Source organism: Bacillus sp. LNXM12-1 (assembly GCF_003004375.1).
In the GTDB taxonomy this organism is placed as follows: Bacteria; Bacillota; Bacilli; order Bacillales; family Bacillaceae; genus Bacillus.
The window spans coordinates 235413-260962 of record NZ_PVWX01000001.1; the positions used below are offsets into that span (position 1 = coordinate 235413).

The 25550-nt window shown below is 41.3% G+C and carries 30 protein-coding genes; all 30 read left to right on the top strand.

What is annotated here, in order from left to right; genetic code table 11:
- Positions 1 to 43: 43 nt before the first annotated feature.
- On the top strand, positions 44 to 961 hold the full coding sequence (gene xerC, locus C6Y07_RS01210) for a tyrosine recombinase XerC (protein ID WP_060596252.1): 918 nt from the start codon (positions 44 to 46) through the stop codon (positions 959 to 961).
- 14 nt (positions 962 to 975) lie between these two features.
- On the top strand, positions 976 to 1521 hold the full coding sequence (gene hslV / locus C6Y07_RS01215; protein WP_003211247.1) for an ATP-dependent protease subunit HslV: 546 nt from the start codon (positions 976 to 978) through the stop codon (positions 1519 to 1521).
- Positions 1522 to 1537: 16 nt separating this feature from the next.
- The gene (hslU, locus tag C6Y07_RS01220; protein ID WP_106030838.1) at positions 1538 to 2938 is read left to right on the top strand and encodes an ATP-dependent protease ATPase subunit HslU; all 1401 of its coding nucleotides are present in this window, start codon (positions 1538 to 1540) and stop codon (positions 2936 to 2938) included.
- 34 nt (positions 2939 to 2972) lie between these two features.
- Entirely contained in the window at positions 2973 to 3752 is a 780-nt protein-coding gene (gene codY, locus C6Y07_RS01225; RefSeq protein ID WP_012009951.1) for a GTP-sensing pleiotropic transcriptional regulator CodY, read from the top strand.
- Between the two features lie 287 nt (positions 3753 to 4039).
- Positions 4040 to 4429, top strand: a complete 390-nt coding sequence (gene flgB / locus C6Y07_RS01230) for a flagellar basal body rod protein FlgB (RefSeq protein ID WP_012009952.1) — start codon at positions 4040 to 4042, stop codon at positions 4427 to 4429.
- Positions 4429 to 4881 (top strand): flagellar basal body rod protein FlgC, encoded by a 453-nt coding sequence (gene flgC, locus C6Y07_RS01235; RefSeq protein WP_012009953.1) that lies wholly within the window; start codon positions 4429 to 4431, stop codon positions 4879 to 4881. The genes flgB and flgC overlap by 1 nt, the downstream gene beginning before the upstream one ends.
- 11 nt (positions 4882 to 4892) lie before the next feature.
- Positions 4893 to 5210: a flagellar hook-basal body complex protein FliE gene (fliE, locus tag C6Y07_RS01240; RefSeq protein ID WP_007499609.1), complete on the top strand. Its 318-nt coding sequence runs from the start codon at positions 4893 to 4895 to the stop codon at positions 5208 to 5210.
- A gap of 49 nt (positions 5211 to 5259) precedes the next feature.
- Positions 5260 to 6852 (top strand): flagellar basal-body MS-ring/collar protein FliF, encoded by a 1593-nt coding sequence (gene fliF, locus C6Y07_RS01245; RefSeq protein ID WP_060596256.1) that lies wholly within the window; start codon positions 5260 to 5262, stop codon positions 6850 to 6852.
- An 11-nt stretch (positions 6853 to 6863) separates the two neighbouring features.
- Positions 6864 to 7880 carry a flagellar motor switch protein FliG gene (gene fliG / locus C6Y07_RS01250; RefSeq protein ID WP_008344808.1) on the top strand — a complete coding sequence of 339 codons (1017 nt, stop codon included), beginning with the start codon at positions 6864 to 6866 and terminating at the stop codon, positions 7878 to 7880.
- Positions 7873 to 8637, top strand: coding sequence for a flagellar assembly protein FliH (gene fliH, locus C6Y07_RS01255; RefSeq protein WP_106047791.1), 765 nt, complete (start codon positions 7873 to 7875; stop codon positions 8635 to 8637). Before fliG ends, fliH begins: the two co-directional genes overlap by 8 nt.
- Entirely contained in the window at positions 8634 to 9950 is a 1317-nt protein-coding gene (gene fliI, locus C6Y07_RS01260) for a flagellar protein export ATPase FliI (protein WP_034662365.1), read from the top strand. Before fliH ends, fliI begins: the two co-directional genes overlap by 4 nt.
- A gap of 8 nt (positions 9951 to 9958) precedes the next feature.
- The gene (gene fliJ, locus C6Y07_RS01265; protein ID WP_034620036.1) at positions 9959 to 10402 is read left to right on the top strand and encodes a flagellar export protein FliJ; all 444 of its coding nucleotides are present in this window, start codon (positions 9959 to 9961) and stop codon (positions 10400 to 10402) included.
- A gap of 11 nt (positions 10403 to 10413) precedes the next feature.
- On the top strand, positions 10414 to 11112 hold the full coding sequence (locus tag C6Y07_RS01270) for a MotE family protein (protein ID WP_066030910.1): 699 nt from the start codon (positions 10414 to 10416) through the stop codon (positions 11110 to 11112).
- A complete protein-coding gene (locus C6Y07_RS01275; RefSeq protein WP_106061505.1) occupies positions 11113 to 12435 on the top strand; it encodes a flagellar hook-length control protein FliK in 1323 nt (440 codons plus the stop codon). It abuts the gene before it with no gap.
- Positions 12435 to 12881, top strand: a complete 447-nt coding sequence (gene flgD / locus C6Y07_RS01280) for a flagellar hook assembly protein FlgD (protein WP_060596260.1) — start codon at positions 12435 to 12437, stop codon at positions 12879 to 12881. The genes C6Y07_RS01275 and flgD overlap by 1 nt, the downstream gene beginning before the upstream one ends.
- 17 nt (positions 12882 to 12898) lie before the next feature.
- Positions 12899 to 13690, top strand: coding sequence for a flagellar basal body rod protein FlgG (flgG, locus tag C6Y07_RS01285; protein WP_066030908.1), 792 nt, complete (start codon positions 12899 to 12901; stop codon positions 13688 to 13690).
- 37 nt (positions 13691 to 13727) lie between these two features.
- Positions 13728 to 13943 (top strand): swarming motility protein SwrD, encoded by a 216-nt coding sequence (gene swrD, locus C6Y07_RS01290; RefSeq protein WP_034662354.1) that lies wholly within the window; start codon positions 13728 to 13730, stop codon positions 13941 to 13943.
- Positions 13940 to 14368, top strand: a complete 429-nt coding sequence (gene fliL, locus C6Y07_RS01295) for a flagellar basal body-associated protein FliL (RefSeq protein WP_034662353.1) — start codon at positions 13940 to 13942, stop codon at positions 14366 to 14368. Before swrD ends, fliL begins: the two co-directional genes overlap by 4 nt.
- Before the next feature lie 32 nt (positions 14369 to 14400).
- Positions 14401 to 15399 carry a flagellar motor switch protein FliM gene (gene fliM, locus C6Y07_RS01300; protein ID WP_003212239.1) on the top strand — a complete coding sequence of 333 codons (999 nt, stop codon included), beginning with the start codon at positions 14401 to 14403 and terminating at the stop codon, positions 15397 to 15399.
- A complete protein-coding gene (gene fliY, locus C6Y07_RS01305; RefSeq protein ID WP_106047794.1) occupies positions 15389 to 16513 on the top strand; it encodes a flagellar motor switch phosphatase FliY in 1125 nt (374 codons plus the stop codon). Before fliM ends, fliY begins: the two co-directional genes overlap by 11 nt.
- A 27-nt stretch (positions 16514 to 16540) precedes the next feature.
- Positions 16541 to 16903, top strand: a complete 363-nt coding sequence (gene cheY, locus C6Y07_RS01310; RefSeq protein WP_007499584.1) for a chemotaxis protein CheY — start codon at positions 16541 to 16543, stop codon at positions 16901 to 16903.
- 18 nt (positions 16904 to 16921) lie between these two features.
- The gene (gene fliZ, locus C6Y07_RS01315; protein ID WP_034662351.1) at positions 16922 to 17581 is read left to right on the top strand and encodes a flagella biosynthesis regulatory protein FliZ; all 660 of its coding nucleotides are present in this window, start codon (positions 16922 to 16924) and stop codon (positions 17579 to 17581) included.
- Entirely contained in the window at positions 17574 to 18239 is a 666-nt protein-coding gene (gene fliP, locus C6Y07_RS01320) for a flagellar type III secretion system pore protein FliP (protein WP_007499580.1), read from the top strand. Before fliZ ends, fliP begins: the two co-directional genes overlap by 8 nt.
- A 16-nt stretch (positions 18240 to 18255) precedes the next feature.
- Positions 18256 to 18525: a flagellar biosynthesis protein FliQ gene (gene fliQ, locus C6Y07_RS01325; protein WP_003211206.1), complete on the top strand. Its 270-nt coding sequence runs from the start codon at positions 18256 to 18258 to the stop codon at positions 18523 to 18525.
- Between the two features lie 6 nt (positions 18526 to 18531).
- Positions 18532 to 19311: a flagellar biosynthetic protein FliR gene (gene fliR / locus C6Y07_RS01330; RefSeq protein WP_012009967.1), complete on the top strand. Its 780-nt coding sequence runs from the start codon at positions 18532 to 18534 to the stop codon at positions 19309 to 19311.
- Positions 19308 to 20396 (top strand): flagellar biosynthesis protein FlhB, encoded by a 1089-nt coding sequence (flhB, locus tag C6Y07_RS01335; RefSeq protein ID WP_060596264.1) that lies wholly within the window; start codon positions 19308 to 19310, stop codon positions 20394 to 20396. Before fliR ends, flhB begins: the two co-directional genes overlap by 4 nt.
- A 29-nt stretch (positions 20397 to 20425) precedes the next feature.
- Positions 20426 to 22459, top strand: a complete 2034-nt coding sequence (flhA, locus tag C6Y07_RS01340; protein WP_060596266.1) for a flagellar biosynthesis protein FlhA — start codon at positions 20426 to 20428, stop codon at positions 22457 to 22459.
- Positions 22459 to 23574 (top strand): flagellar biosynthesis GTPase FlhF, encoded by a 1116-nt coding sequence (flhF, locus tag C6Y07_RS01345; protein ID WP_060596268.1) that lies wholly within the window; start codon positions 22459 to 22461, stop codon positions 23572 to 23574. Before flhA ends, flhF begins: the two co-directional genes overlap by 1 nt.
- A complete protein-coding gene (locus C6Y07_RS01350) occupies positions 23571 to 24476 on the top strand; it encodes a MinD/ParA family protein (RefSeq protein WP_106156147.1) in 906 nt (301 codons plus the stop codon). Before flhF ends, C6Y07_RS01350 begins: the two co-directional genes overlap by 4 nt.
- Positions 24473 to 25546, top strand: a complete 1074-nt coding sequence (locus tag C6Y07_RS01355; protein WP_060596270.1) for a protein-glutamate methylesterase/protein-glutamine glutaminase — start codon at positions 24473 to 24475, stop codon at positions 25544 to 25546. The genes C6Y07_RS01350 and C6Y07_RS01355 overlap by 4 nt, the downstream gene beginning before the upstream one ends.
- The last annotated feature ends 4 nt before the right edge of the window (positions 25547 to 25550 follow it).

Below are 25550 nucleotides of genomic sequence, written 5' to 3' on the forward strand. Positions count from 1 at the left end.
CAAGATATGTGATACCATTTAAAAGCCTTAAAGAGGTGTAAAAATGACGAATAAACAGCGTCTTGTCCACTTATTCATTGAATATCTGCAAATTGAAAAAAACTATTCTGCTTTAACAATCTCAGGATATACAGAAGCGATTGAAGAGTTTGTCAGATTTATGAACATTCAAGGAATAGACGGTTTTGAAGAGGTATCCTATCAAGATACGAGAATTTATTTAACAGAAGCTTATGAAAAAGGCCTGACAAGAAGAACGATTAGTAAGAAAGTCTCTGCGCTTCGCAGCTTTTATAAATTTCTATTAAGAGAACAGCTTGTGAAAGAAAATCCTTTTTTACTCGTTAGCTTACCAAAGCAGGATAAGCGAATTCCTTCATTTTTGTATGAAGAGGAACTGAAAGAGCTTTTTACAGTTTCTGATGTCAGCACACCGCTTGGGCAAAGAAACCAAGCGATTTTAGAACTTCTTTATGCAACAGGTATGAGGGTCAGTGAGTTATGTTCATTAAAAGAATCTGATCTTGATTTATCGTTGGATACAGTGCTTGTTCATGGGAAAGGCAGCAAGCAGCGGTATGTTCCTTTCGGTTCATATGCTCATGAAGCGCTCATCACTTATTTAGAGGATGGAAGGCAGAAACTGAAAGCTAAGGGGAATGATCGTGCTGATGCATATGTGTTTTTGAATCAGCGCGGGGCGCCTCTTACAGACAGAGGCGTTCGATTCATTCTCACTGAATTAATGAAAAAGGCGTCAGGCACACTACATATCCATCCTCACATGTTAAGGCACACCTTTGCCACACACCTCTTAAATGAGGGGGCAGATTTGAGAAGTGTTCAAGAACTTCTCGGTCATTCGAATTTATCATCAACTCAGGTGTACACGCATGTATCAAAAGATTCTTTAAGGAAAACATACATGTCTCATCACCCAAGGGCTTTTAAACGATCCTAAAAGGAGGTTTTTTCATGTCATCATTTCATGCAACAACCATCTTTGCCGTTCAACATAAAGGAAAAAGTGCGATGGCTGGAGACGGTCAAGTCACTTTCGGGCAGGCTGTCGTGATGAAACACACGGCAAAAAAAGTGCGCCGTCTTTTCGGAGGCAAGGTGCTTGCAGGTTTTGCAGGTTCAGTAGCAGATGCATTTACACTCTTTGAAAAGTTTGAAACGAAGCTTGAAGAATATGGTGGTAACTTAAAGCGGGCAGCCGTAGAACTAGCGAAAGAATGGCGAAGTGACAAGATGCTCAGACAGCTTGAGGCCATGCTGATCGTTATGAACAAAGACAGCATCCTGCTTGTCTCTGGGACAGGAGAGGTCATCGAACCAGATGACGGTATTTTGGCCATCGGCTCAGGCGGCAATTATGCGCTTAGCGCCGGGAGAGCACTCAAAACACATGCAGGTGATCACCTCACAGCGAGAGATATTGCAAAGGCTGCTCTTGAAACCGCCGGAGAAATCTGTGTCTACACGAACGATCAAATCACTTTAGAAGAGCTTGAATAGAAAGGACATGAGACGTATGGAGAAAAAGCCGTTCACCCCAAGAGAGATAGTTGAAAAGCTTGATCAATATATTATTGGTCAGCTTGATGCGAAAAAAGCAGTGGCGGTGGCTTTAAGAAACCGTTACAGAAGAAGCCTTTTACATGATAAGCTAAAGGATGAAGTCGTTCCGAAAAATATTTTAATGATCGGCCCAACAGGTGTGGGGAAAACAGAGATTGCCCGCAGAATTGCAAAAATTTCTGGTGCGCCTTTTATTAAAGTGGAAGCGACGAAGTTTACTGAAGTTGGTTATGTCGGCCGTGATGTAGAATCGATGGTCAGAGATCTAGTTGAGACAGCGATCAGAATTGTCAAAGAAGAAAAGATGAAAGACGTTCAAGAAGAAGCAGAAAAACAAGCAAATAAACGTCTTGTTCATTTACTTGTTCCTGGCAAGAAAAAAAGCCAGTCTGTGAAAAATCCTTTTGAGATGCTGTTTGGCGGTTCTGATGAAGATGACCGTGATCGAGATCAATCAAGTGAAGAAGTTGAACTTGAATCGACAAGAAAGCGAATCGCACATCAGCTGGCTATGGGAGAACTTGAAGATCATTACGTCACGATCGAAGTTGAAGAGCAGCAGCCATCCATGTTTGATATGCTTCAGGGCTCGGGTATGGAGCAAATGGGCATGAACATGCAGGATGCGCTCGGCAATCTCATGCCTAAAAAGAAAAAACGCAGAAAGCTGACCGTCAGAGAAGCAAGAAAGGCGTTAACTGCTGAGGAAGCTTCAAAACTAATTGACATGGATGAAGTCAGTCAGGAAGCCGTTTATAAAGCAGAACAGCAAGGGATTATTTTTATCGACGAAATCGACAAAATCGCCAAAAGCGGTGGTGCATCATCTGCAGATGTTTCTCGTGAAGGTGTTCAACGTGATATTTTACCGATTGTAGAAGGTTCAACTGTGATGACGAAATATGGGGCAGTGAAAACAGACCATGTGCTTTTTGTAGCAGCAGGTGCATTTCATATGGCGAAACCATCAGATTTGATTCCAGAGCTTCAAGGGCGCTTCCCAATCCGTGTAGAATTAGATAAATTAAGTATCGAAGACTTTGTGAAAATCTTAACGGAACCAGATAATGCATTATTAAAGCAATATAAAGCTTTACTTGAAACAGAAGGTATATCTCTTGAATTTTCTGACGATGCTATTCATAAGATTGCCGAAGTGGCTTATCATGTCAATCAGGAGACAGATAACATCGGTGCAAGAAGGCTTCATACCATACTTGAAAAGCTGCTTGAAGAGCTTTCATTTGAGGCGCCTGATATTACACTGGAGACAGTGACCATTACCCCTCAGTATGTAGAAGAGAAGCTAGGAAAGATTGCAAATAACAAAGACTTAAGTCAATTTATACTTTAACAAATGAATAAAGTAATCTAGGAGGATCATTAATATGGCGTTACTACAAAAAACAAGGATTATTAACTCAATGCTGCAAGATGCAGCGGGGAAACCAGTTAATTTTAAGGAAATGGCAGAAACGTTGAGAGATGTCATTGATTCAAACATTTTCGTGTTAAGCAGAAGAGGGAAGCTTCTAGGCTACTCGATCAACCAGCAGATTGAAAATCCGCGTATGAAGAAAATGCTTGAAGACCGTCAGTTCCCTGAAGAATATACAAAGAGTCTATTCAACATCCCTGAAACATCTTCAAACCTTGACATTAATAGTGAGTATACAGCTTTCCCGATTGAGAACCGTGATTTATTCGAATCAGGTTTGACAACCATTGTTCCAATTATCGGAGGAGGAGATCGTTTAGGCACGTTAATCCTGTCTCGTTTGCAAGATACATTCAAAGATGATGATTTAATTCTTGCTGAATACGGTGCAACAGTTGTTGGAATGGAGATCCTTCGTGAGAAAGCAGAGGAAATCGAAGAAGAAGCAAGAAGTAAAGCCGTTGTCCAAATGGCGATTAGTTCTCTATCATATAGTGAGCTTGAAGCCATTGAGCACATCTTTGAAGAACTTGATGGCAACGAAGGGCTTCTTGTGGCAAGTAAAATTGCTGACCGTGTAGGAATCACTCGTTCAGTGATCGTGAACGCCTTACGTAAGTTAGAAAGTGCAGGCGTCATCGAATCTCGTTCTCTTGGAATGAAGGGAACGTATATCAAAGTGTTAAACAACAAATTTTTAATCGAACTTGAAAATTTAAAATCTCATTAATCAAAACCCCTTTTCGGCCAAAATTACAAGCTGAAAAGGGGTATTTTTTTATAAAAAAGAGGATTTGTCCGAAAAATGACACTCTTTTTTCCAAGAAAACCCTTACAATTCTTAGTTCTTTGAATCTAGGTCTTTATACCTATTCGTAAAATAGATATATATTACGAGTTTTTTTTACATATACATCATAGACTTTAATCCTATTATTTCTTACAATGAACATATGGTTTTACAAATCTCGACATGATTAAATGGAATGAAATACATATGATTGGAGGTATATGGTTTTGGATATATTTTCTGGAACGATAAGCAACCTTGAGAATGCCTTGGGCAGAGCGAATGTTAAGCAAAAAGTCATAAGCAATAATATCGCGAATATAGACACACCGAACTACAAGTCGAAAAACGTCGCTTTTCATGATATGCTAAACGATGCGTCGATCAAGTTAGATGCTAAAAAAACATACCAAGGTCACATTGATTTTTCTAAAACAGGGTCTAATTATTCAGTTGTTTCGAGCAACCGTACTTCATATCAAGAAAACGGAAATAATGTCGATATTGATCAAGAGATGAGTGAACTCGCTAAAAACCAAATTCAGTATAATGCGTTGGTTGAAAGAATGAGTGGAAAATTCAATTCTCTTAAAACAGTTTTGACAGGAGGTAAGTGATGTCAATTTTTTCAGGCGTTAACGCTTCGGCCTCAGCATTAACAGCTCAGAGGCTCAGAATGGACGTTGTATCCTCTAACCTTGCAAATATGGATACAACAAGAGCGAAACAGGTTGATGGCAACTGGGAGCCTTATAGACGTAAGCTCGTCACATTACAGCCGTCAGGTGAATCGTTTTCATCTATATTGAACTCAAGCATGAATTCGAGCGGCAAATTAGGAAACGGCGTGAAAGCAACGAAGATTACAGAAGACGAAACTCCATTCAACCTTCAATATGATCCTACAAATCCCGATGCCAATGAAAATGGATATGTTCAAACACCTAATGTTGATCCATTAAAGGAAATGGTTGACCTCATCAGCAGCTCAAGGTCATATGAAGCAAACGTGACCGCACTAAATGCGAATAAAAGCATGTTGATGAAAGCTTTAGAAATAGGAAAGTAAGGTGAAAAGAATTGGTTAACGCAATATCTCCTTTCCAGCTTCAAACCGCTCAGCAAGCAAGTGAATTGACGAATGCATCGTCCGTTCAGGCGGCTGCACCTAAAAGTCAAACGAATTTCTCTGATGTGCTGAAGAATTCCATTGAGGCATTAAATCAATCACAGCTGAAATCAGACCAGTATACAAATGCTCTTGCACAAGGAAAAGATGTCAATCTCGATGAAGTCATGATTGCCTCGCAAAAAGCGAGTGTGACACTCACAGCTGCAACGGAGTTTCGAAATAAAGCAGTCGAAGCGTACCAAGAGATTATGAGAATGCAGATGTAGGAGGTGCTGACGGACAAAAAAAGACTGAATGGAATGACCGGGGGTTAAGATGAATCGTACTTTAATGCAATTAAGAACAAAAACAGTTGAGTTTTGGCGAAATCGATCAAAATTACAAAAAATACTCATGATTGGCGGCGTTGCTGCCCTAGCAATCATTATTACGGTTGTTAGCATCTTTGCTTCTTCTGAAAAAATGGTTCCATTGTTTAGAGATTTGTCTGAGGCAGAAGCTGGGCAAATCAAACAGGAACTGGATGGCAAAAACGTTAAATCGGAACTTGCGAATAATGGAACAACGATTCTCGTTCCAGAAAAGCAGGCCGACACTTTAAAAGTAACACTCGCATCTGAGGGTCTCCCTAAGACAGGGAATATTGATTATTCCTTCTTTGCGAACAATTCCGGCTTCGGTTTAACAGATAATGAATTTGATGTTCTGAAAGTAGACGCAACTCAGACAGAACTATCCAATCTGATCAACACGATTGATGGGATTAAAGATTCAAAAGTTATGATTAACCTGCCAAAAGATTCCGTTTTTGTTGGAGAAGAGCAAAGTAATGCATCAGCATCCATTGTGCTGCAAGTTGAGTCTGGCTACACGCTCGCGCCGCAGCAAGTAAAAGGCCTTTATCATCTTATTTCAAAAAGTGTGCCGAATTTAAAGACAGAAAACATTGTCATTATGGACCAAGATTCCAACTACTACGACTTAAACAGCAGTTCCGATTCTTATGCAAGTGGAATGGATGCACAGCAGCAGAAAAAAGAAGAGATTGAAAAGAACCTTCAAAGAAAAATTCAACAGCTGCTCGGAACAATGATGGGTCAAGAAAAAGTGGCTGTATCGGTCACAACAGACATTGATTTTACTGAAGAGAAAAGAAAAGAAGATCTTGTAGAACCAGTTGATAAAGAAAACATGCAAGGCATTGCTGTCAGTGCTGAAAAGATTGCTGAAACTTATTCAGGAAATGGTGCAGCAGCTGGAGGCACCGCTGGAACAGGCGACGATGATGTCACAAATTATCAAGGCGCCGATGGAGCGAACGGTAGCGGAGATTACGAAAAGAGCGAAGATCGTATCAACTATGAAGTCAACCGCATTCATAAAGATATCAAAGAGAGCCCTTATAAAATTAGAGATGTTGGCATTCAAGCATTGGTCGAACCACCAACTGCAAACGATGTGAACTCTTTAACACCTGAAAGGCAAGATGATATCAAAAAGATTCTTTCAACGATCATTAGCACTTCAATTGATAAAGAATACACAAATGGTCAAGCGCTCACTCAAGCGGACTTAGATAACAAAATTGTTTTATCTGTATCAAAATTAGACGGTAAACAGCAAACTGCAGCAGAAAACCCATCAAACAATATTCCAATCTGGGTTTATATTGTAGGCGGTGTGCTACTACTTGCAATTATCGCTCTCATTATTCTTCTTGTGCGTAAACGCCGAAAAGAAGAGGAAGAAGAGTTTGAGTTTGATGAACGTACACCAATCCATGTTCCTGATATCGACACTGAACCAGAAACAGAAGAAATGGTGAGAAAAAATCAGCTTGAAAAAATGGCAAAAGAAAAACCAGAAGACTTTGCTAAATTGCTACGCAGCTGGCTGTCCGAGGATTAGGAGGAATACACATGTCGAGAAAAGATCCAAATCGACTAACAGGCAGACAAAAAGCAGCAATCCTAATGATTTCCTTAGGGCTAGACGTGTCAGCATCTGTATACAAACATCTGTCTGAAGACGAAATAGAAAAATTAACATTAGAAATTTCCAATGTACGAAGTGTAGATACTGCTAAGAAAGATGAAATCATCGAAGAGTTTCACAGCATCGCCATCGCGCAGGACTACATATCACAAGGCGGTCTTATGTACGCAAGACAAGTGCTTGAAAAAGCGCTTGGTGAGGACAAAGCGGACAGCATCTTAAACCGATTAACATCCTCGCTTCAAGTGAAACCGTTTGATTTTGCTCGAAAGGCTGACCCAGAACAAATCTTAAACTTTATCCAGCATGAGCATCCACAAACCATCGCGCTCATCCTTTCCTACTTAGATCCAGTCCAAGCTGGGCAGATTTTATCTGAATTAGGAGAGGAAGTACAAACAGAGGTTGCGAGACGTATTGCTTTAATGGACCGCACATCTCCAGAGATCATCAATGAAGTGGAACGCATTCTTGAACAAAAGCTTTCTTCAACCTTTACGCAGGACTATACGCAAACGGGCGGGGTCGAAGCGGTTGTAGAAGTACTAAATGGTGTAGACCGTGCGACCGAGAAGACCATTTTAGACACACTTGAAATTCAAGATCCTGAGCTTGCTGATGAAATTAAGAAACGTATGTTTGTCTTTGAAGATATTGTCACTCTTGACAGTAGAGCGATTCAGCGCGTGATCAGAGATGTTGAAAATGACGACTTATTGCTCGCGCTCAAAGTGGCAAGCGAAGAGGTCAAAGAAATTGTCTTCCGCAACATGTCACAGCGAATGGTCGAAACGTTCAAAGAAGAAATGGAGTTTATGGGACCTGTCCGGCTTAGAGATGTCGAGGAAGCACAAACTCGTATTGTCAGCATCGTAAGACGACTCGAGGAAGCTGGAGAAATCGTCATAGCTCGAGGCGGAGGAGACGATATCATTGTCTAGGATTATCAAACATGAAACATCTGTTATTCCTGAGCAAGGCCGGCAAACGATTCCTTTGCAGCAAGTGGAGTTTAAAAAAGAACATCACGAAGAAGAGCTTGTCAATGAAACAGAAGCATCGCAGCTTGTACTAAGTGATGCTGAAGATCAAGCAAGCCGTATAGTAGAACAAGCAAATAGTGAGCTTGAAAAAACAATGGCTGAAATCAATCAGCGCCGCGCTGCTTTTGAAGAAGAAAGAATGCAGCTCATTGAAGAAGCGAAACAAGCAGGTTACCAAGATGGCTTCCAGAAGGGTGAAACAGATGCGAATATGCAGTACCAATCGATTCTTGATCAAGCGAATGACATTGTCAGTCTTGCCAAGCAGGATTACGAAGAAAAAATTGAAAGCTCCGCAGAAAAAATTGTGGAACTGGCTTTCGAACTCGCCAAACGCGTTTGGTACTCGGCTGAGGACACGATAGATCAATTTTTGGCTCTCGTGAAGCAGGTCATTTCAGAAGTGAAAGAATATGACGATATTTCCATCTATGTTGACCCTGAACATTACGATCATGTGATGGAGTATAAAGACGAATTAATCAGAATCCTTCAAAAGGATACACACCTTGCCATTTACTCGGATGAAAAAGCGCCAAAAGGGACTTGTTACGTAGAAACAAGCTTTGGAAAAGTGGAAGCGAGTGTTGATACCCAAATGAATCAGTTGAAAGAAAAGTTACTAGAAGTCATTGATTCAGGTGATCACAAATGAACATTGATGTGTTAAAAGAAACAATTGAAACCGCCGATCCTTATAAACGATTTGGCAAAGTCAATCGAGTTGTTGGGCTGATGATTGAATCTAAGGGGCCGGAGAGTTCTATCGGAGACGTGTGTCTCATTCATAAAAAAGGGCGTAGGCACGATCCGATAAAAGCAGAGGTCGTAGGGTTTAGAGATGAAAACATTCTGCTCATGCCTTATGTAGAAGCATCCAATATTTCACCAGGAAGTCTAGTTGAAGCGACAGGTGAGTCGCTGAAGGTCAAAGTTGGGACTGGATTAATCGGCGAAGTCGTTGATGCCTTCGGTGATCCGCTGGACGGCAGTATGCTTCCAAAGGGACTTGCGCCTGTTTCGACAGAACAGTCTCCCCCAAATCCGATGGACAGGCCGCCGATTCGAGAAAAGATGGGCGTTGGTGTCAGAGTGATCGATAGTCTGCTCACAGTTGGCACTGGTCAAAGGATCGGGATTTTTGCTGGAAGTGGTGTTGGAAAAAGTACCTTAATGGGGATGATTGCAAAGCAGACAGAAGCAGATCTGAATGTCATTGCCCTTGTAGGAGAGCGTGGCCGTGAAGTTCGTGAGTTTATTGAAAAGGATTTAGGTGCCGAAGGACTGAAGCGATCAATTGTTGTTGTCGCAACTTCTGACCAGCCTGCACTGACGAGAATGAAAGCTGCTTATACAGCAACAGCTATTGCGGAATATTTTAGAGACAGAGGGAAAAATGTCATGTTCATGATGGACTCTGTTACACGGGTCGCTATGGCACAAAGGGAAATCGGTCTTGCAACTGGCGAACCGCCAACGACAAAAGGATATACGCCTTCGGTGTTCGCTATACTGCCTAAATTACTTGAACGAACTGGAACGAATCAGCTTGGTTCCATCACAGCGTTTTACACAGTGCTTGTTGATGGTGACGATATGAATGAGCCAATCGCTGATACAGTCAGGGGGATCTTAGATGGCCACATTGTACTTGATCGTGCTTTAGCCAACAAAGGACAATTTCCCGCTGTCAATATTCTGAAAAGTATCAGCCGCGTTATGAGCAATATCGCAAGTCATGATCACAAGGAGGCGGCCAACCGGTTCCGCCAGCTTTTATCCACTTATCAAAACGCTGAAGACCTCATTAACATTGGAGCTTATAAAAAAGGCTCCTCGAAAGACATTGATGAGGCCATGCAGGCTTATCCTCATCTGATTTCATTTTTGAAGCAGGATGTAGAAGAGGCTGTATCTATTGAAGACAGTGTGAATTTATTGCTCCGTTTGATGAATAGAGAGGATTGACAAAAACAGTGAGATATCAATACAAATTTCAAAAGCTCTTAGAACTGAAAGAAAGTGAAAAAGACAAGTCACTCGCAGCGTACCAACAATCCGTTTCAGCATTTGAGCAAGTCGCTGAAAAACTCTATGAAAATATGAGTAAAAAAGAATTAATGGAAAAAAGCAAAGAAGAAAAGCTGAGAAGTGGTATGAGTGTTCAAGAAATGCGTCATTACCAGCAATTTGTGACCAATTTAGATAACACCATTCAGCACTATCAGCAGCTTGTGATCATGAAACGCCATCAAATGAATGAAAAACAATCTGATTTAACTGAAAAAAACATTGAGTTTAAAAAGTTTGAAAAAATGAAAGAAAAGCAGTATGAAAAGTTTTCCCTTGAACATAAGGCCATTGAAATGAAAGAAATGGATGATATCTCTATCAGCCAATTCATGTTTCAAGGACATTAGGAGTCGAGATAATGCCTAAGAAGGAAAAAACGAAGGAATCAAGCGGCGGTAAATTTCAATGGATCTTGTTTATTGTCATTATCCCATTGATTGTGCTTGTGATTGTGACTGGCACAATCCTTTATATTGCGGGTTTTGATCTAAAGAAACCGCTCCAAAACATTCCGGTGATCAGCAGTTTGGTTGGTTCAGATGACACCTCAAAAACGTCATCTTCACATAATGATCAAAGCGATGCAGAATTGAAGGAACTGAAAAAGACCATTAAAGAGCAAAAAAATGAACTTGAAATTGCGCAAAAAGATTTAAAAACAAGTGATGAAGAGATTAAAAGACTGAATCAAAAAATCAGTTCGCTTGAAAAAACATCTAAAAATGATGCGAATAATACGTCAGCGAGTGATAGTTCAACAAACAACAGCTCATCAAGAGATACATCAGGTAATAATGCGTCAGGGACAACTTCTGATGGGGCAGGAGCCTCTAACCAGAAACCTAAAGGGAAGATTGTCAGTATCTATGAAAGCATGGACGCAGGGAAATCCGCCAAAATTTTATCAGAATTAAGTGATAAAGAGGCATTGAAGATCCTCGAAGAGCTGAGCAAAAATAAACTAACAGACATATTAGCAAAACTAACACCTCAGAAGGCAGCTACGTTTACGAAAGAGCTTTCTAAAAAAGAAAGTGAAAATGGGGGTGGACAATAAGTGAAGCTATTGGATATTGGAGCCTTACAGCAATCGTCTCAAGGTCTCTCGGGACCAAAGGGGAGCGGCGTGGCATCTGCAAGCGGGTTGTTTAAACAATTACTTAGCGGGGCAGGCGCTCAAAGCGACCTTGTGAATACTGAGACAGCGGGTGCCACTCTTTCCATCAATGATGCGATGCAAATCATTGAAAAATGGATGCAATCACCTGAAGAAGGCATCAACGGAGACCTTCTTAGCGCGCTTCAAACACTTCAAGGTCAAACGCTTGATTCGACTGATCTCAAGTCACTAGAAGAGCTATTTAAAAAAATGGAATCATCCATTTACGGTGATCAAGCTGATAAGCCAGCTTCTGAACATAGTGAGCAGCTCATACAAGTCCACTTTTTCTTATATCAACTGCTCAATCAACAGCCGCTCAGCTTTGATGCAAAGTTAGTGCAGGATATTGAAGCAAAGGGTCAAGACTTCATTCACTTTCTTTCAAAAAATGGGGTAGATGAGAAACTGATTCAGCAAGTAAAAGAGCAGTTTTTCTCGCAGGGTTCAGCACCAAAGCTGAATTCGATGTCTCAAAGTGAGCTGAAACACTTTAATCAGTTAATCGACCATATGATGGCAAACGCAAAAGGATCAGACAAAGAGTTGAAAATTGCTTTAGGAGAGTTAAAAGAATTGGTCTCTCCAAGACAAGAATCTACTCTTGCTTCTCCGGCAAAAGGTGCTTCCTCCCTTGAATGGCTCATCAAAAAGGAAGTTGTCAAAGGACAAAGCACTGCTGCACCTGCTTCTGAAAAAAACATCACTCATACGCTTTTGCCAGGTCATAAGCAGTTTTTTCAACTGCAATCAGCAGCTCCTGTTCAGCAGACACAAACAACTGATGAAAAGCCAGGAACGGTTGATCAACAAATACTAAATACGTGGAAGCAAATGAAATTCACGCCATTTGGAAACTCAAGCGGACGCTTCACAGTTCGATTAAATCCAGAAAATCTCGGATTTATCACGATTCAGCTGACGAAGCAAAACGGGATGTATGCGAGTAAAATTACAGCTTCAACGCAAGCAGCGAAAGAGCTGTTAGAGCACCATCTGCCGCAGCTCAAACAGGCGCTTCCGAATATGTCGGTTCAAGTGGACCGTTTCCATATACCGCTTCAATCAAATGAGCAGTCGTTATTTGGACAGTTTAATGAAGAAAACAAGCAGCAGCAGTCAAAAGGGCAGAATTTCCAGAAGCCTGATGAACAGGAAGCAGAATTCCAAGATGTACTGGATGCTCTTGTTGGGTCAGATGAAGAAGAGGAGGAAATCTAATGGCAACAGTTGATGCTACAAATAGAACAGTCGCACAAACAGACACTTCTTCAAAGGCAGAAAAGAAAACAGATACGCTCGGTAAAGATCAATTCTTGAAAATATTGCTTACACAGCTTCAAAACCAAGATCCAACAAACCCACTAGATGACCGTGAGTTTGTCACACAGCTTGCAACATTTTCATCTTTAGAACAACAAACCAATATGAATGATTCTATTACCAAGCTGAATCAGCTCATGTCTACATTTGTTGCTCACCAAGATCCGTTTACGACGTATGTAGGATGGATTGGTAAAGAAGTATCCGGTAAACAAGATGATAAAGAGATATCAGGCACTGTGAAGTCTGTTAAAAACATAAACAATGAATACTTCTTGTATTTAGAAGATGGAACGAAAATCAGCCCTTGGGATGTTACAGCAGTTGGAGAAAAAACGAAGTAATTCGAGGAGGAAAATAAATGTTACGCTCACTTTACTCAGGAATTAGCGGAATGAAAAACTTCCAATCAAAATTAGATGTTGTAGCCAACAACGTAGCCAACGTCAATACACACGGATACAAAAAAAGCCGTATCACTTTTAAAGATATGGTCAGCCAAACCATTGGAAGTTCTGGTGGACCAACGAACAACTCTGGTTCAATCAACTCAAAACAAATTGGTTTAGGATCATCTTTATCTTCTATTGATAAAATCATGTCAGCGGGATCTTCTCAAAATACAAATGAACCTTACGACTTCTATATCAATGGAGATGGGTTTTTCCGGATTGAAAGTCAAGGAGAAATTCTTTATACAAGAACAGGGAATTTCGACACTGATTCAGAGGGAAGCTTAGTCACCCCTGATGGAAATTATCTGCTTGGAATGAATGGACAAAAGATAACGATTCCAGACGGCGTTTCGAGTGTGAGTGTTGGTCCAGATGGAACGGTTTCGGTTGTTGAAAACAATGTATCAAGAACCGTTGGTCAAGTATCACTCGTATCTTTCCGTAACGCAGGAGGATTAGACAAAGTTGGTGACAACCTTTACCGCCAAACGTTAAGCTCAGGTGCTCCAAGTAACCCTATCGTACCTGGTGAACAAGGAACGGGCGTCATCCAAACAGGTAGACTTGAAATGTCAAACGTTGATTTAACAGACGAGTTTACTGAAATGATTATCGCACAGCGTGGTTTCCAATCGAATGCAAAGACGATCACAACATCTGATGAAATCCTGCAAGAGCTTGTGAATCTGAAACGATAGGAGGTAGGGGGAGCGGTTTATCGCTTCTCTGCTTAATATGATTGAAGTGACAAGATTAAATGGCAAAGGATTTATGCTGAACGCTCTCCATATCGAGCAAATCGAAAGCTTTCCAGACACGACCATTACATTAGCCAATGGAAAGAAATTCGTTGTGAAAGAAGATAAAGAGCAGCTTCAAGAGAAAATCATTTCTTTCTACAGAAAAATCCAAGTCATTTCATTGAATCAAGGAATAGAGGAGTTTGAATGAAGAAGAAATTAGTCGTAGTAATGCTAATCATGATTATTGCCATCGTCGGAATTGGAGCAGGCATCTTTTTTCTGCTGAATGGGTCAGACGAAGCAAAAGCAGAAAAAGAGCCAACAGCAGATGAAGTCGTAAAAGCTTCTGTTGAAATTCCTGAGATTATTACTAATTTAAAGTCTGAAGGAAATGCTGTCAAACTTGTATTGAATATTGAAACGGATTCTGAAAAAGCAAAAGAAGAGCTCGAGAAAAGAAGTTTTCAAGTGAAAGACGCCGTAATCGACATTTTATCAGACACGAATGCAGATGAACTTGATGGCAAAAAAGGCAGAGAACATTTTAAAACACTAGTCAAAAACAAAGTGAATAACTATTTGCAAGATGGCAAGGTGAAAGAAGTATATATAACCTCCTTTAATCTGCAATAGAGGCGATTAATTGACACGATGGAGGTGAAGAAATGTCAGGAGAAGTGCTTTCCCAGAATGAGATCGATGCATTATTATCCGCCATATCTACAGGCGAAATGGATGCAGAAGAGCTGAAAAAAGAAGAAACGACGAAAAAAGTGAAGGTGTATGATTTTAAACGTGCACTGCGCTTTTCGAAAGACCAGATTCGAAGTTTAACAAGGATTCATGATAACTTCGCTAGACTGCTCACCACGCACTTTTCAGCTCAGCTAAGATCATATATTCAAATTACTGTCAGCTCGGTTGACCAAGTACCATACGAAGAATTTATTCGTTCGATTCCTAATATGACATTATTAAACTTATTTTACGTCAGCCCGCTTGAAGGAAGAATCATGCTTGAAGTGAACCCAACAATCGGCTATGCCATGATGGACAGGCTGATGGGCGGGATTGGCATTAGTCATAATAAGACAGAATCACTTACAGAAATCGAAACAAAGATTATCTCAAACATGTTTGAGGGAGCTTTGGAAAATTACAGAGAAGCGTGGCAGTCCATAACCGACATCGAGCCTGAAATGGCAGATTTCGAGGTAAATCCCCAGTTTGTTCAAATGGTGTCACCAAACGAAACAGTTGTCGTCATTTCTCTTAATACACAAATTGGTGAGGTCAGCGGGGTTATTAACCTATGTATTCCTCATGTTGTATTGGAGCCTATTATTCCGAAGCTGTCTGTACACTACTGGATGCAGTCTGAACGAAATGAACCAAAACAACAAGAAACAAAGGCCATTGAAAAACGGATTATGACGGCAAAAATACCGGTAGTCGCAGAGCTAGGGGAATCGGAAATGACGGTGGAAGAGTTTTTGAATTTGGAAATTGGTGATTGTATTGCCTTGGACAAACCAGTAAATGCGCCTCTTACTGTTATGGTCGGAAATAAACCGAAATTCTTGGGACAGGCCGGCCGCGTGAATCGGAAACAGGCGATTCAAATTCTAGATCACGACATAAGAGGTGAAGAAGATGGAGAATAACGGAAGTAAATTATCACAAGACGAAATCGATGCGCTCCTTAAAGGAGGCAGCAATGACGATATAGAGCCTGATACAATCCTTTCTGCAATGGAGCAAGATGCCATTGGGGAAATCGGAAACATTTCATTCGGTAGCTCTGCAACAGCACTTTCAACCCTATTAAATCAAAAAGTGGAGATTACTACTCCAACTGTTACAGTGATTCAAAAAAGTATGCTGAATGAGGAATTTCCTCATCCGTATGTCGCTATTGAAGTGAATTATACAGAAGGCTTCAGCGCAAGTAACTTGCTTGTCGTCCAGCAAACAGATGCAGCAGTCATTGCGGACTTAATGATGGGCGGAGACGGGACAAATGCTGACCCTTCTTTAAGCGAGATTCACTTAAGTGCAGTGCAAGAAGCAATGAACCAAATGATGGGTTCTGCTGCGACATCCATGTCGACGGTCTTTAATAAAAAGATTGATATTTCTCCGCCGCGCGTCGAATTACTTGATGTGAAAGAAGGAGAAGGGACAGACCGCATTCCAGCTGAAGAAATGCTTGTCAAAGTATCCTTCAGATTAAAAATAGGTGAACTCATCGATTCAAATATTATGCAGCTTTATCCTATTACATTTGCGAAAGATTTAATCGCAGAATTAACAGACCCTGCGCAAGAGGAAGAGCAGGTTCAAGACACTCAAGTGAGCACACCTGAACCTCAGCCGGCAGCTCCGCAAACGCAGTCTGCACCAGCGCAGCAAGCAGCTCCGGCGAAAAGACAGGCGAAGCCAAAGCCGGCAGCACCTGTAAATGTAGCGCCTGTTGAATTTGAAGCGTTCAGTGAGCCTCAGCATACAACAAGCCAGCTTGGAAATCTTGATATGCTGATGGATATTCCGCTTTCCATTACGGTGGAACTTGGAAGAACTCAGCGCAGTGTAAAAGAAGTCCTTGAGCTTTCAGCTGGAAGTATCATTGAACTGGACAAACTTGCTGGGGAGCCAGTAGACATTCTGGTGAACAAACGAATCGTCGCCAAAGGGGAAGTCGTTGTCATTGATGAGAACTTTGGTGTTCGTGTGACTGATATATTAAGTCAGTCAGAAAGACTTTCTAATTTAAAATAAACAAACATATAGGGAGAGAATAAGTAAATGGCTACTAAGGTATTAATCGTAGATGATGCAGCATTCATGAGAATGATGATAAAGGATATTCTTGTAAAAAACGGATTTGATGTCGTAGGAGAAGCAGAAAACGGCGCTCAAGCAGTTGAAAAATACAAAGAAACGTCTCCAGATCTTGTCACAATGGATATCACAATGCCAGAAATGGACGGGATCACAGCGCTAAAAGAAATTAAACAAATCGACGCTTCTGCAAAAATCATCATGTGTTCTGCAATGGGGCAGCAGTCAATGGTTATTGACGCGATCCAAGCAGGTGCAAAAGACTTTATCGTGAAGCCGTTCCAGGCAGACCGTGTACTTGAAGCAATTAATAAAACGTTAGGCTAAAAAAGGGTGTAAGACTTGTTGAAAAAACGTTTGATATGTATAGCAATGATCAGTTTTTTGCTTTTCTTGACGATGCAGCCTGCCTCACTGTTTGCTGAAACGAAAGATCCTGAAAATGGCACAGTGAATGACTGGCTCAAAGAAGAGAAAGGCAGCAAAAAGGATACAGAAAAGACAACCACTGACAATCAAACGAATCCGGCAGAAGAAGTTCCCTCTTCTTCTGTCTCCATTATGGATTTTGTCAAAATGATTGGTGCTTTACTTTTTGTCATCCTGCTCATATATGGTTTGGTGAGATTTGTTGGTAAGCAAAACCGCTTACTTAAACCATTTCGCTATGTTGAAAATATTGGCGGAACGACGGTTGGCCAAAACCGTTCAGTCCAGCTTATCAAAGTGGGCAGACGAGTATTAGTTGTTGGAGTAGCGGACTCAATCCAGCTGCTAAAAGAAATTGATGATGAACAAGAATGTGAAGCGATCGTGAAACAATATGAAGAAGCGATGGAAAGCAAAACAGATTTACCAAAAATCGTTCAAAAATTCACATCGCAGGTAAAGAAACAAAATCAGCCAACCACTTCTTCTTTTTCAGCCAATTTGAAGGCGCAGCTAGCCGAATTGAAAAAGACCCAAGCAGAAGTCAGAAAGAAAGGCCCGAAACAAAATGAATGAGTTTATCGATTTATTTAATTCCAGCGGTGCAGGGAACATTAGCACGTCTGTCCGTCTTCTTTTACTTTTAACCGTATTTTCGGTTGCACCAGGCATTCTCATTTTAATGACATGTTTTACACGAATAGTGATTGTACTTTCATTCGTTAGAACGTCACTTGCAACCAACTCAATGCCGCCAAACCAAGTGCTTGTAGGGCTTGCTTTGTTTCTCACATTTTTTATCATGGCACCCACGTTCTCAGAGATTAATAAAGAGGCACTGACGCCGCTTTTAAATGATGACATTACGCTAAATCAGGCATATGAAAAAGCCGAAGTGCCAATTAAAGAGTTTATGAGTAAACATACGAGACAGAAGGATTTGGCTTTATTTCTTAGTTACGCAAAAATGGATACACCTGAATCGATAAAAGATATTCCGTTAACGGCGATGGTACCCGCTTTTGCGATTTCAGAATTAAAGACGGCATTTCAAATTGGTTTCATGATCTTTATTCCATTTTTAATTATTGACATGGTGGTCGCAAGTGTCCTGATGTCAATGGGGATGATGATGCTTCCGCCGGTTATGATATCGCTCCCTTTCAAAATATTGTTATTTGTTTTAGTCGATGGATGGTATTTGATTGTTAAATCTTTGCTGCAAAGCTTTTAGAGTAGGTGCTTAAAACATGAGTTCAGAATTTGTCATTACGATGGCTGAAAGATCAGTGTATGTGGTATTACTTGTCAGTGGGCCGCTTCTAGCGCTCGCTCTTATTGTGGGACTGATTGTCAGTGTGTTTCAGGCGACAACCCAAATTCAAGAACAGACGCTTGCGTTCATTCCTAAAATTGTTGCAGTTCTGATTGGGCTTGTTGTGTTTGGTCCATGGATGCTGTCAACCATTGTGTCCTTTACGACAGAGCTGTTCTCGAATTTAGATCGATTTGCAGGTTAACCAGCGATGTCAATCATAGAATTATTCCCTGCTTTTCTGTTAGTTTTTATTCGGATCACCGCTTTTTTTGTGACAGTACCGCTTTTAGCGCATAGAACGATCCCAGCTGTACACAGAGTTGGCTTCTCACTGTTTTTAGCCGTGATTAGTTTTAGCACGATTAAGGAACCGCCAGCACTCGACATAGACGGTCTTTATATGATGCTTGCGGTGAAAGAAGCAATGGTCGGACTTCTGCTTGGGCTGATTGCATATATCATGGTGTCCGCTGTTCAAATTGCCGGCTCATTCATTGATTTTCAAATGGGCTTTGCGATCGCCAATGTGATTGATCCACAAACAGGGGCACAAACGCCGCTGATGGGGCAGTTTTTTTATACGGTCACATTGCTATTGATGCTGGCAACCAATGCACACCACCTGCTGCTTGATGGAATCTATTATAGCTTTCAATATATTGCAGTTGATCAGTACGCACTGAATTTCGGCAGTGAATCCTTTGCTTACTTTATTGCAAAGAGCTTCAACCAAATGTTCATCATTGCCTTTCAAATCTCAGCACCGGTTGTCGCCAGCTTGTTTTTGGTCGATTTGGCACTGGGCATTGTGGCACGAACAGTTCCGCAGATGAACGTTTTTGTGGTCGGACTTCCTATTAAAATGGGTGTGAGTTTTATTATGATCATCATCTGTATGGGCGTCATCTTCGGTGTTGTCCAAAATACATTTGATACGATTGTACTCACCATGAGGAATTTCTTAGCATTGGTCGGTGGTTCGTCATGATGACAAGGCTTAGACTAGACTTGCAATTTTTCGCAGGTGAAAAAACAGAAAAAGCAACGCCGAAAAAGAGACAAGATTCACGTAAAAAAGGTCAGGTTGCCAAAAGTACCGACGTCAATACAGCCATCTCATTTCTATTAATCTTTTTATCATTCTTTTTTATTGGGCCTTTTATGAAAGAGCGTATTATTGCGCTTATTGAACGTTTTTATTCAACAACCATGCTAATGAAGGTTAGCACATCTAATATTCATCAACTATTTGTGGAATTGCTTCAGGAAACAGCGCTCCTTCTCATGCCAATCCTTGGTGTTGGTATGCTGGCAGGCGTCATCAGTAACTATTTACAAGTTGGCTTTCTCTTTTCAACAGAAGTCATCAAACCGAAATTAGAAAAGCTAGATCCTATCAAAGGGTTTAAACGGATATACAGTATTCGAGCCCTCGTAGAGCTGTTAAAATCCATTTTGAAAATTGGTTTTGTTGGTTTTGCGACATTTATTGCACTTTGGATGCACTTTGATGAAATTCTGCGGCTTCCTTTATTAACAGCAGAGGAAACCCTTCATTTCGTCGCAAATATGACCTTGATTATGGGTCTATATGCAGCAGGTGCTCTCATGATCTTAGCAGGGCTTGATTATATGTACCAGAAATTTGATTATGAAAAAAACTTGCGGATGTCCAAACAAGACATCAAAGATGAGTATAAAAAATCTGAGGGTGACCCGCTCATAAAATCAAAGATTAAACAGCGCCAGCGGGAAATGGCCATGAGACGGATGATGCAGGAAGTCCCAAAAGCGGACGTCATCATTACAAACCCAACCCACTATGCAATTGCTTTAAAATATGACGAAGAAAAGATGGACGCGCCCTTTGTTGTGGCAAAGGGAACAGATATTTTGGCTTTGAAAATTAGAACGATTGCGAAAGAGCACGATATCATGACCGTAGAAAACCGGCCGCTCGCTCGTGCACTATATGATCAGGTCGACATCGACCAAGCGGTGCCAGAGGAATACTTTAAGGCGATCGCAGAAATTTTAGCTTACGTATATAAAACGAAACAAAAGATTTTATGAATTTTTGGTTTTAAAAGGAGAGAACAGGCATGGCAGCAAGAGATTTATCTGTTTTATTCAGTGTTATTTTAATTGTGGCGATGCTGGTCATACCATTTCCGCCAATGCTATTAAGTATTTTAATCATTATTAATATTTCTCTTGCGCTTATCGTGCTTCTCACCACAATGAACATGCAAGAACCACTGCAATTTTCAATATTTCCATCATTGCTTTTGCTCTTAACGCTGTTCCGCTTAGGGCTTAACATCTCTACAACACGATCTATCCTATCAACTGGAGACGCTGGAAAGGTTGTAGAAACGTTTGGTTCATTTGTTGTTGGAGGTAATGTACTCGTGGGTCTGGTGGTCTTCCTTATTCTGATCATCATTCAATTTGTTGTAATCACCAAAGGGGCTGAGCGTGTTTCAGAGGTTGCGGCAAGATTTACCCTCGATGCAATGCCAGGGAAACAAATGAGTATTGATGCAGATTTAAATGCAGGGATGCTGACAGAAAGTGAAGCAAGAAATCGCCGTGAAAAAGTAGCGAGAGAAGCAGACTTTTATGGTGCAATGGATGGTGCAAGTAAGTTCGTCAAAGGGGATGCCATCGCAGGTATTATCATCGTCATTATTAATATTATTTTTGGCATTATTATTGGGATGCTTCAGCAAGGAATGTCGATTCAAGAATCAGCTTCCCACTTTACACTATTAACGGTAGGAGACGGGATTGTTTCACAAATTCCTGCACTTCTCATTTCAACAGCGACAGGGATTGTCGTCACAAGGGCTGCTTCTAATGGGAACCTTGGTTCAGATATCACTGAACAGCTGTTTGCATTCCCGGCTATGCTTTACGTCACATCAGGTACGATCTTCCTTCTTGGGTTGTTTACTCCAATCGGCGTACTTTTGACAGGACCGATCGCAGGTTTACTTGCCCTCGGCGCATACTTGATGTCGAAAAACAAACAGGATCAAGAAGAAATCGAAGAGGTACTAGAGGAACAGGCAGAGGTAGAAGAGATGAAAAGTCCAGAAAGCGTCATTCACCTTCTGCAAATGGATGCCATTGAATTTGAATTTGGCTACGGCCTGATTCCGCTAGCCGATGCAAATCAAGGCGGTGACCTGTTAGACCGAATTGTGATGATCCGAAGGCAGCTTGCCCTCGAACTAGGTCTTGTGATTCCAGTTGTCCGAATTCGAGACAACATTGCACTTAACCCAAATGAGTATCGGCTCAAAATAAAAGGGAACGAAGTGGCAAAAGGTGAGCTGCTGCTTGATCACTACTTAGCGATGTCTCCTACGCCTGATGATGATCCGATTGAAGGGATTGAAACAATCGAGCCATCCTTTGGTCTTCCGGCTAAATGGATCTCAGAAGCAGAAAAAGATCAGGCTGAGATGCTTGGCTATACGGTTGTAGATCCTGCATCTGTTGTGTCTACTCACATCACAGAGAAGATTAGACAAAACACACACGAACTGCTCGGACGCCAAGAAACGAAGCAATTAATCGATCATCTGAAAGAAAGTTATCCTGTCTTAGTGGATGAGGTGACGCCAAATCCACTAGCAGTTGGTGATATTCAAAAAGTATTGGCAAAACTGCTGAAAGAAAAGGTTTCTATTCGAAATCTTGTCACCATTTTTGAGACGCTTGCAGACTACGGAAAATTAACGACGGATACAGATTTGTTAACAGAGTATGTCAGACAGGCGCTGGCAAGACAGATTACCGCACAATATGCAAGAGAAAATGAATCGCTCAAAGTCGTGACATGCTCAGGTCGAGTCGAAAAGGTAATTGCTGACAGCGTACAGCAAACAGAGCATGGCAACTACTTATCATTAGATCCAGAATCCTCTGAAAGTGTGATTCAATCAGTGGCGAGAGAAATTGAACAGCTTTCGCTTCGTCAGGAAACGCCGGTTCTATTGTGCTCACCTCCTATAAGAATGTACGTCAAACAGCTGTTAGAAAGATATTTCCCGGATTTACCGGTACTATCTTATAACGAACTAGAAGCAAATGTGGAAGTACAGAGCATCGGAGTGGTGGATATCTAATGAAAATGAAAAAAATCACAGCGAATTCAATGCAGGAGGCAACGATTCAAATTAGGCAGCAGCTTGGGAAGGATGCCGTCATTTTAAATTCCAAAACCGTTGTTAAACGAAAGCTATTCGGTTTAAAGAAACAGCAAATGGTTGAAGTAATAGCTGTGCTGGATCAAGATTTTGAAGAAAGAGCGGGTAAAGGTGTACATCCTGCGCCTCCTCTTCCAGTAATTCCGAAAAAGGAGCAGGTTCAACACCGGCCTGCAGAGCCATCCCTTGCTCCTGAGGCAGTGAAACCAGTGCCTTCTCATGCTCAGCCTTTAGAATATGCGAGGAATGAGCGGCATGCTGGTATTCTGCCCGATCCTCTCATGGCAATCGATCAAAAGCTTAAGGATCAAGGTCTTGATGATTCAATTCGAGACGAATGCCTAAAAGGTCTTTTAACGAAGGGTGCTGTCAAGGAAGATCAAATTCAAAAAGAACTTGAACAACTGCTGACAGGTATGCTGCCGGCTCATACCTCTGATGAGCCGATGATTCGTTCAAAATACATTGTGCTGTTTGGTTCAACTGGGGCTGGTAAAACAACAACAATTGCAAAGCTGGCTGCCAAAACTGCCATTCAGAAGCAAAAGAAAATCGCTTTTATTACAACAGATACGTACCGAATTGCAGCGATCGAACAACTGAAAACATACGCGGAACTGCTCAATGCACCGCTTGAGGTTTGTTATTCGAGAGAGGATTTTGTGAAAGCTCAAGAGACCTTTAAAGAGTATGATCATATTTTCGTAGACACAGCCGGTCGTAACTTTAAAGAAGAAGCGTATATCAAAGAGCTGACAGACATTATTCCATTTGATGAAAGCTTTCAAAGTTTCCTAGTGATGAGTGCGACCTCGAAGTATCAGGACATGAGAGCCATGGTTAAACGATTTGAACACGTTCCAATCGACCAATTCATTTTTACAAAGGTAGATGAAACAGACACGATGGGAACAATCTTTCAAATCATTACAGACTCTCAAATCGGACTTGGCTTTTTAACAAATGGTCAAAATGTACCTGAGGATATTCTTGAGGGCTCTCCTCTTGAATTAACAAGGATGGTCTTACAATGATGAAGCCCGACCAAGCAGAAGGTTTAAGAAAGCTCGTTCAGCAGAATCAAACGATTACACCAGCTCCTCTTGGTATAAGCAAACAGGCAAAAACCATTGCTGTCATGAGCGGTAAAGGCGGAGTAGGAAAATCAAATTTGACGCTGAATATGGCACTGTCTATCGCAAATGCAGGCAAGCGAGTGTTAGTCATCGACCTTGATTTTGGTATGGGGAATATTGATATTTTACTAGGAAAAACATCGACTAGCTCTATATTAGATGTTCTTGTCAGGAAGGAATCTATCCGAGCAGCTATGACACAAGGAACGAACAACCTTTATTACATTTCTGGCGGAAGCGGACTTGAACAGCTGTTTTCTTTAGATAAAGATCAATGGTCGTTCTTTCTAGAGGAAATGGAAAGAATGATCTACGACTTTGATTGTATCTTCTTTGATATGGGTGCCGGCTTGTCAAAAGATCAACTGCCTTTTGTTTTATCAGCAGGAGAAGTTGTGGTTGTGACAACGCCAGAACCAACATCGATCATGGATGCTTACAGCGCAATTAAACACTTAGCTATTCATCAGTTTGAACAATCTGTGCAAATCATTGTCAACCGGTGTAAAACCTCGTCAGAAGGGTCTGAAACCTACCGGAAATTAGCAGGAGTGGTCACATCATTTCTACACAGAAAACTAGTATTTGCTGGTGCTGTGCCAGATGATCCTGCGGTTCCTAAAGCAGTGGCTGAACAAATTCCATTTTATATCAAGCAGCCTCACTCAAGGCTGAGTAAAACGATCAAGATGCTGGCAGAAACACTTTATCAACAGCAGATAAGAGAGGCACAGAGAGAGCAGCATACGTTTATAGATAAGTTGTCCTCTTTTTTTAAAAGGAGGAAGGTGGACTCATGATTAGAGTGCTTGTAGTAGATGACTCGGCCTTTATGCGAAAGCTCATTAGTGATTTCCTAAGTGCCGAGCAAGAAATAGAAGTCGTCGGAACGGCGCGAAATGGGGAAGATGCCTTAAAACGGATCAAGGAACTGAATCCAGATGTTGTCACACTAGATGTAGAAATGCCTGTTTTAAATGGAACAGAAGCATTAAAACAAATTCTGGCTGAACACGACCTTGCCGTGATTATGGTGTCAAGCCAGACAAAGCAAGGGAAAGATTTAACCATCCATTGCTTAGAACTTGGTGCGTTTGACTTTGTGACAAAACCTTCAGGAAGTATTTCCCTCGATTTGCACAAAGTAAGAGGCCAAATTGTAGAGCGGGTGCTTGCGGCAGGGATGTCAAGGAAACGCACAGAAGTGCAGATTTCTCCTAAGCCGGTGATGAAGACGCCAAGTCCAGTGGCTTTTCCTCGCCCGCAAGCAGTAAAAAGCAGCTCACTCCGAAAGATTATTTCAATCGGAACATCGACGGGAGGGCCAAGAGCACTTCAACGAGTCGTCACGAAGCTGCCAAAGGACATAGAAGCACCCATTTTGATTGTGCAGCATATGCCGGCAGGATTTACGGCATCACTTGCTACTAGGTTAGACCATTTATCTCAAATTTCGATTAAAGAAGCACAAGATGGAGATATCGCTAAAAATGGAGTGGCTTACATAGCTCCTGGTGGAATGAATATGTCACTTCATGAACAAGGGGCATCCTTAGTCATCAGGCTGTCTCCAGAGGACACGGAAAGCCGGCACAAACCTTCTGTTAACTATTTATTTGAATCCATCAGCAATATAAAGGGTTACGAGAAAATTGCTGTCATTATGACAGGCATGGGTAGTGACGGCACAGAAGGTGTCAAAAAAATGGTCGCAAGCGGTCATACGAAAGTCATTGCAGAAAAAGAAGAATCATGTGTTGTTTTCGGAATGCCTAAATCAGTCATTAAAGCAGGCCTTGCACATGAAACAAGGCATGTGGATGACATCGCACATGCAATTATAAGCTCCATGAAAAAAGAGAGGGCGTGAACAC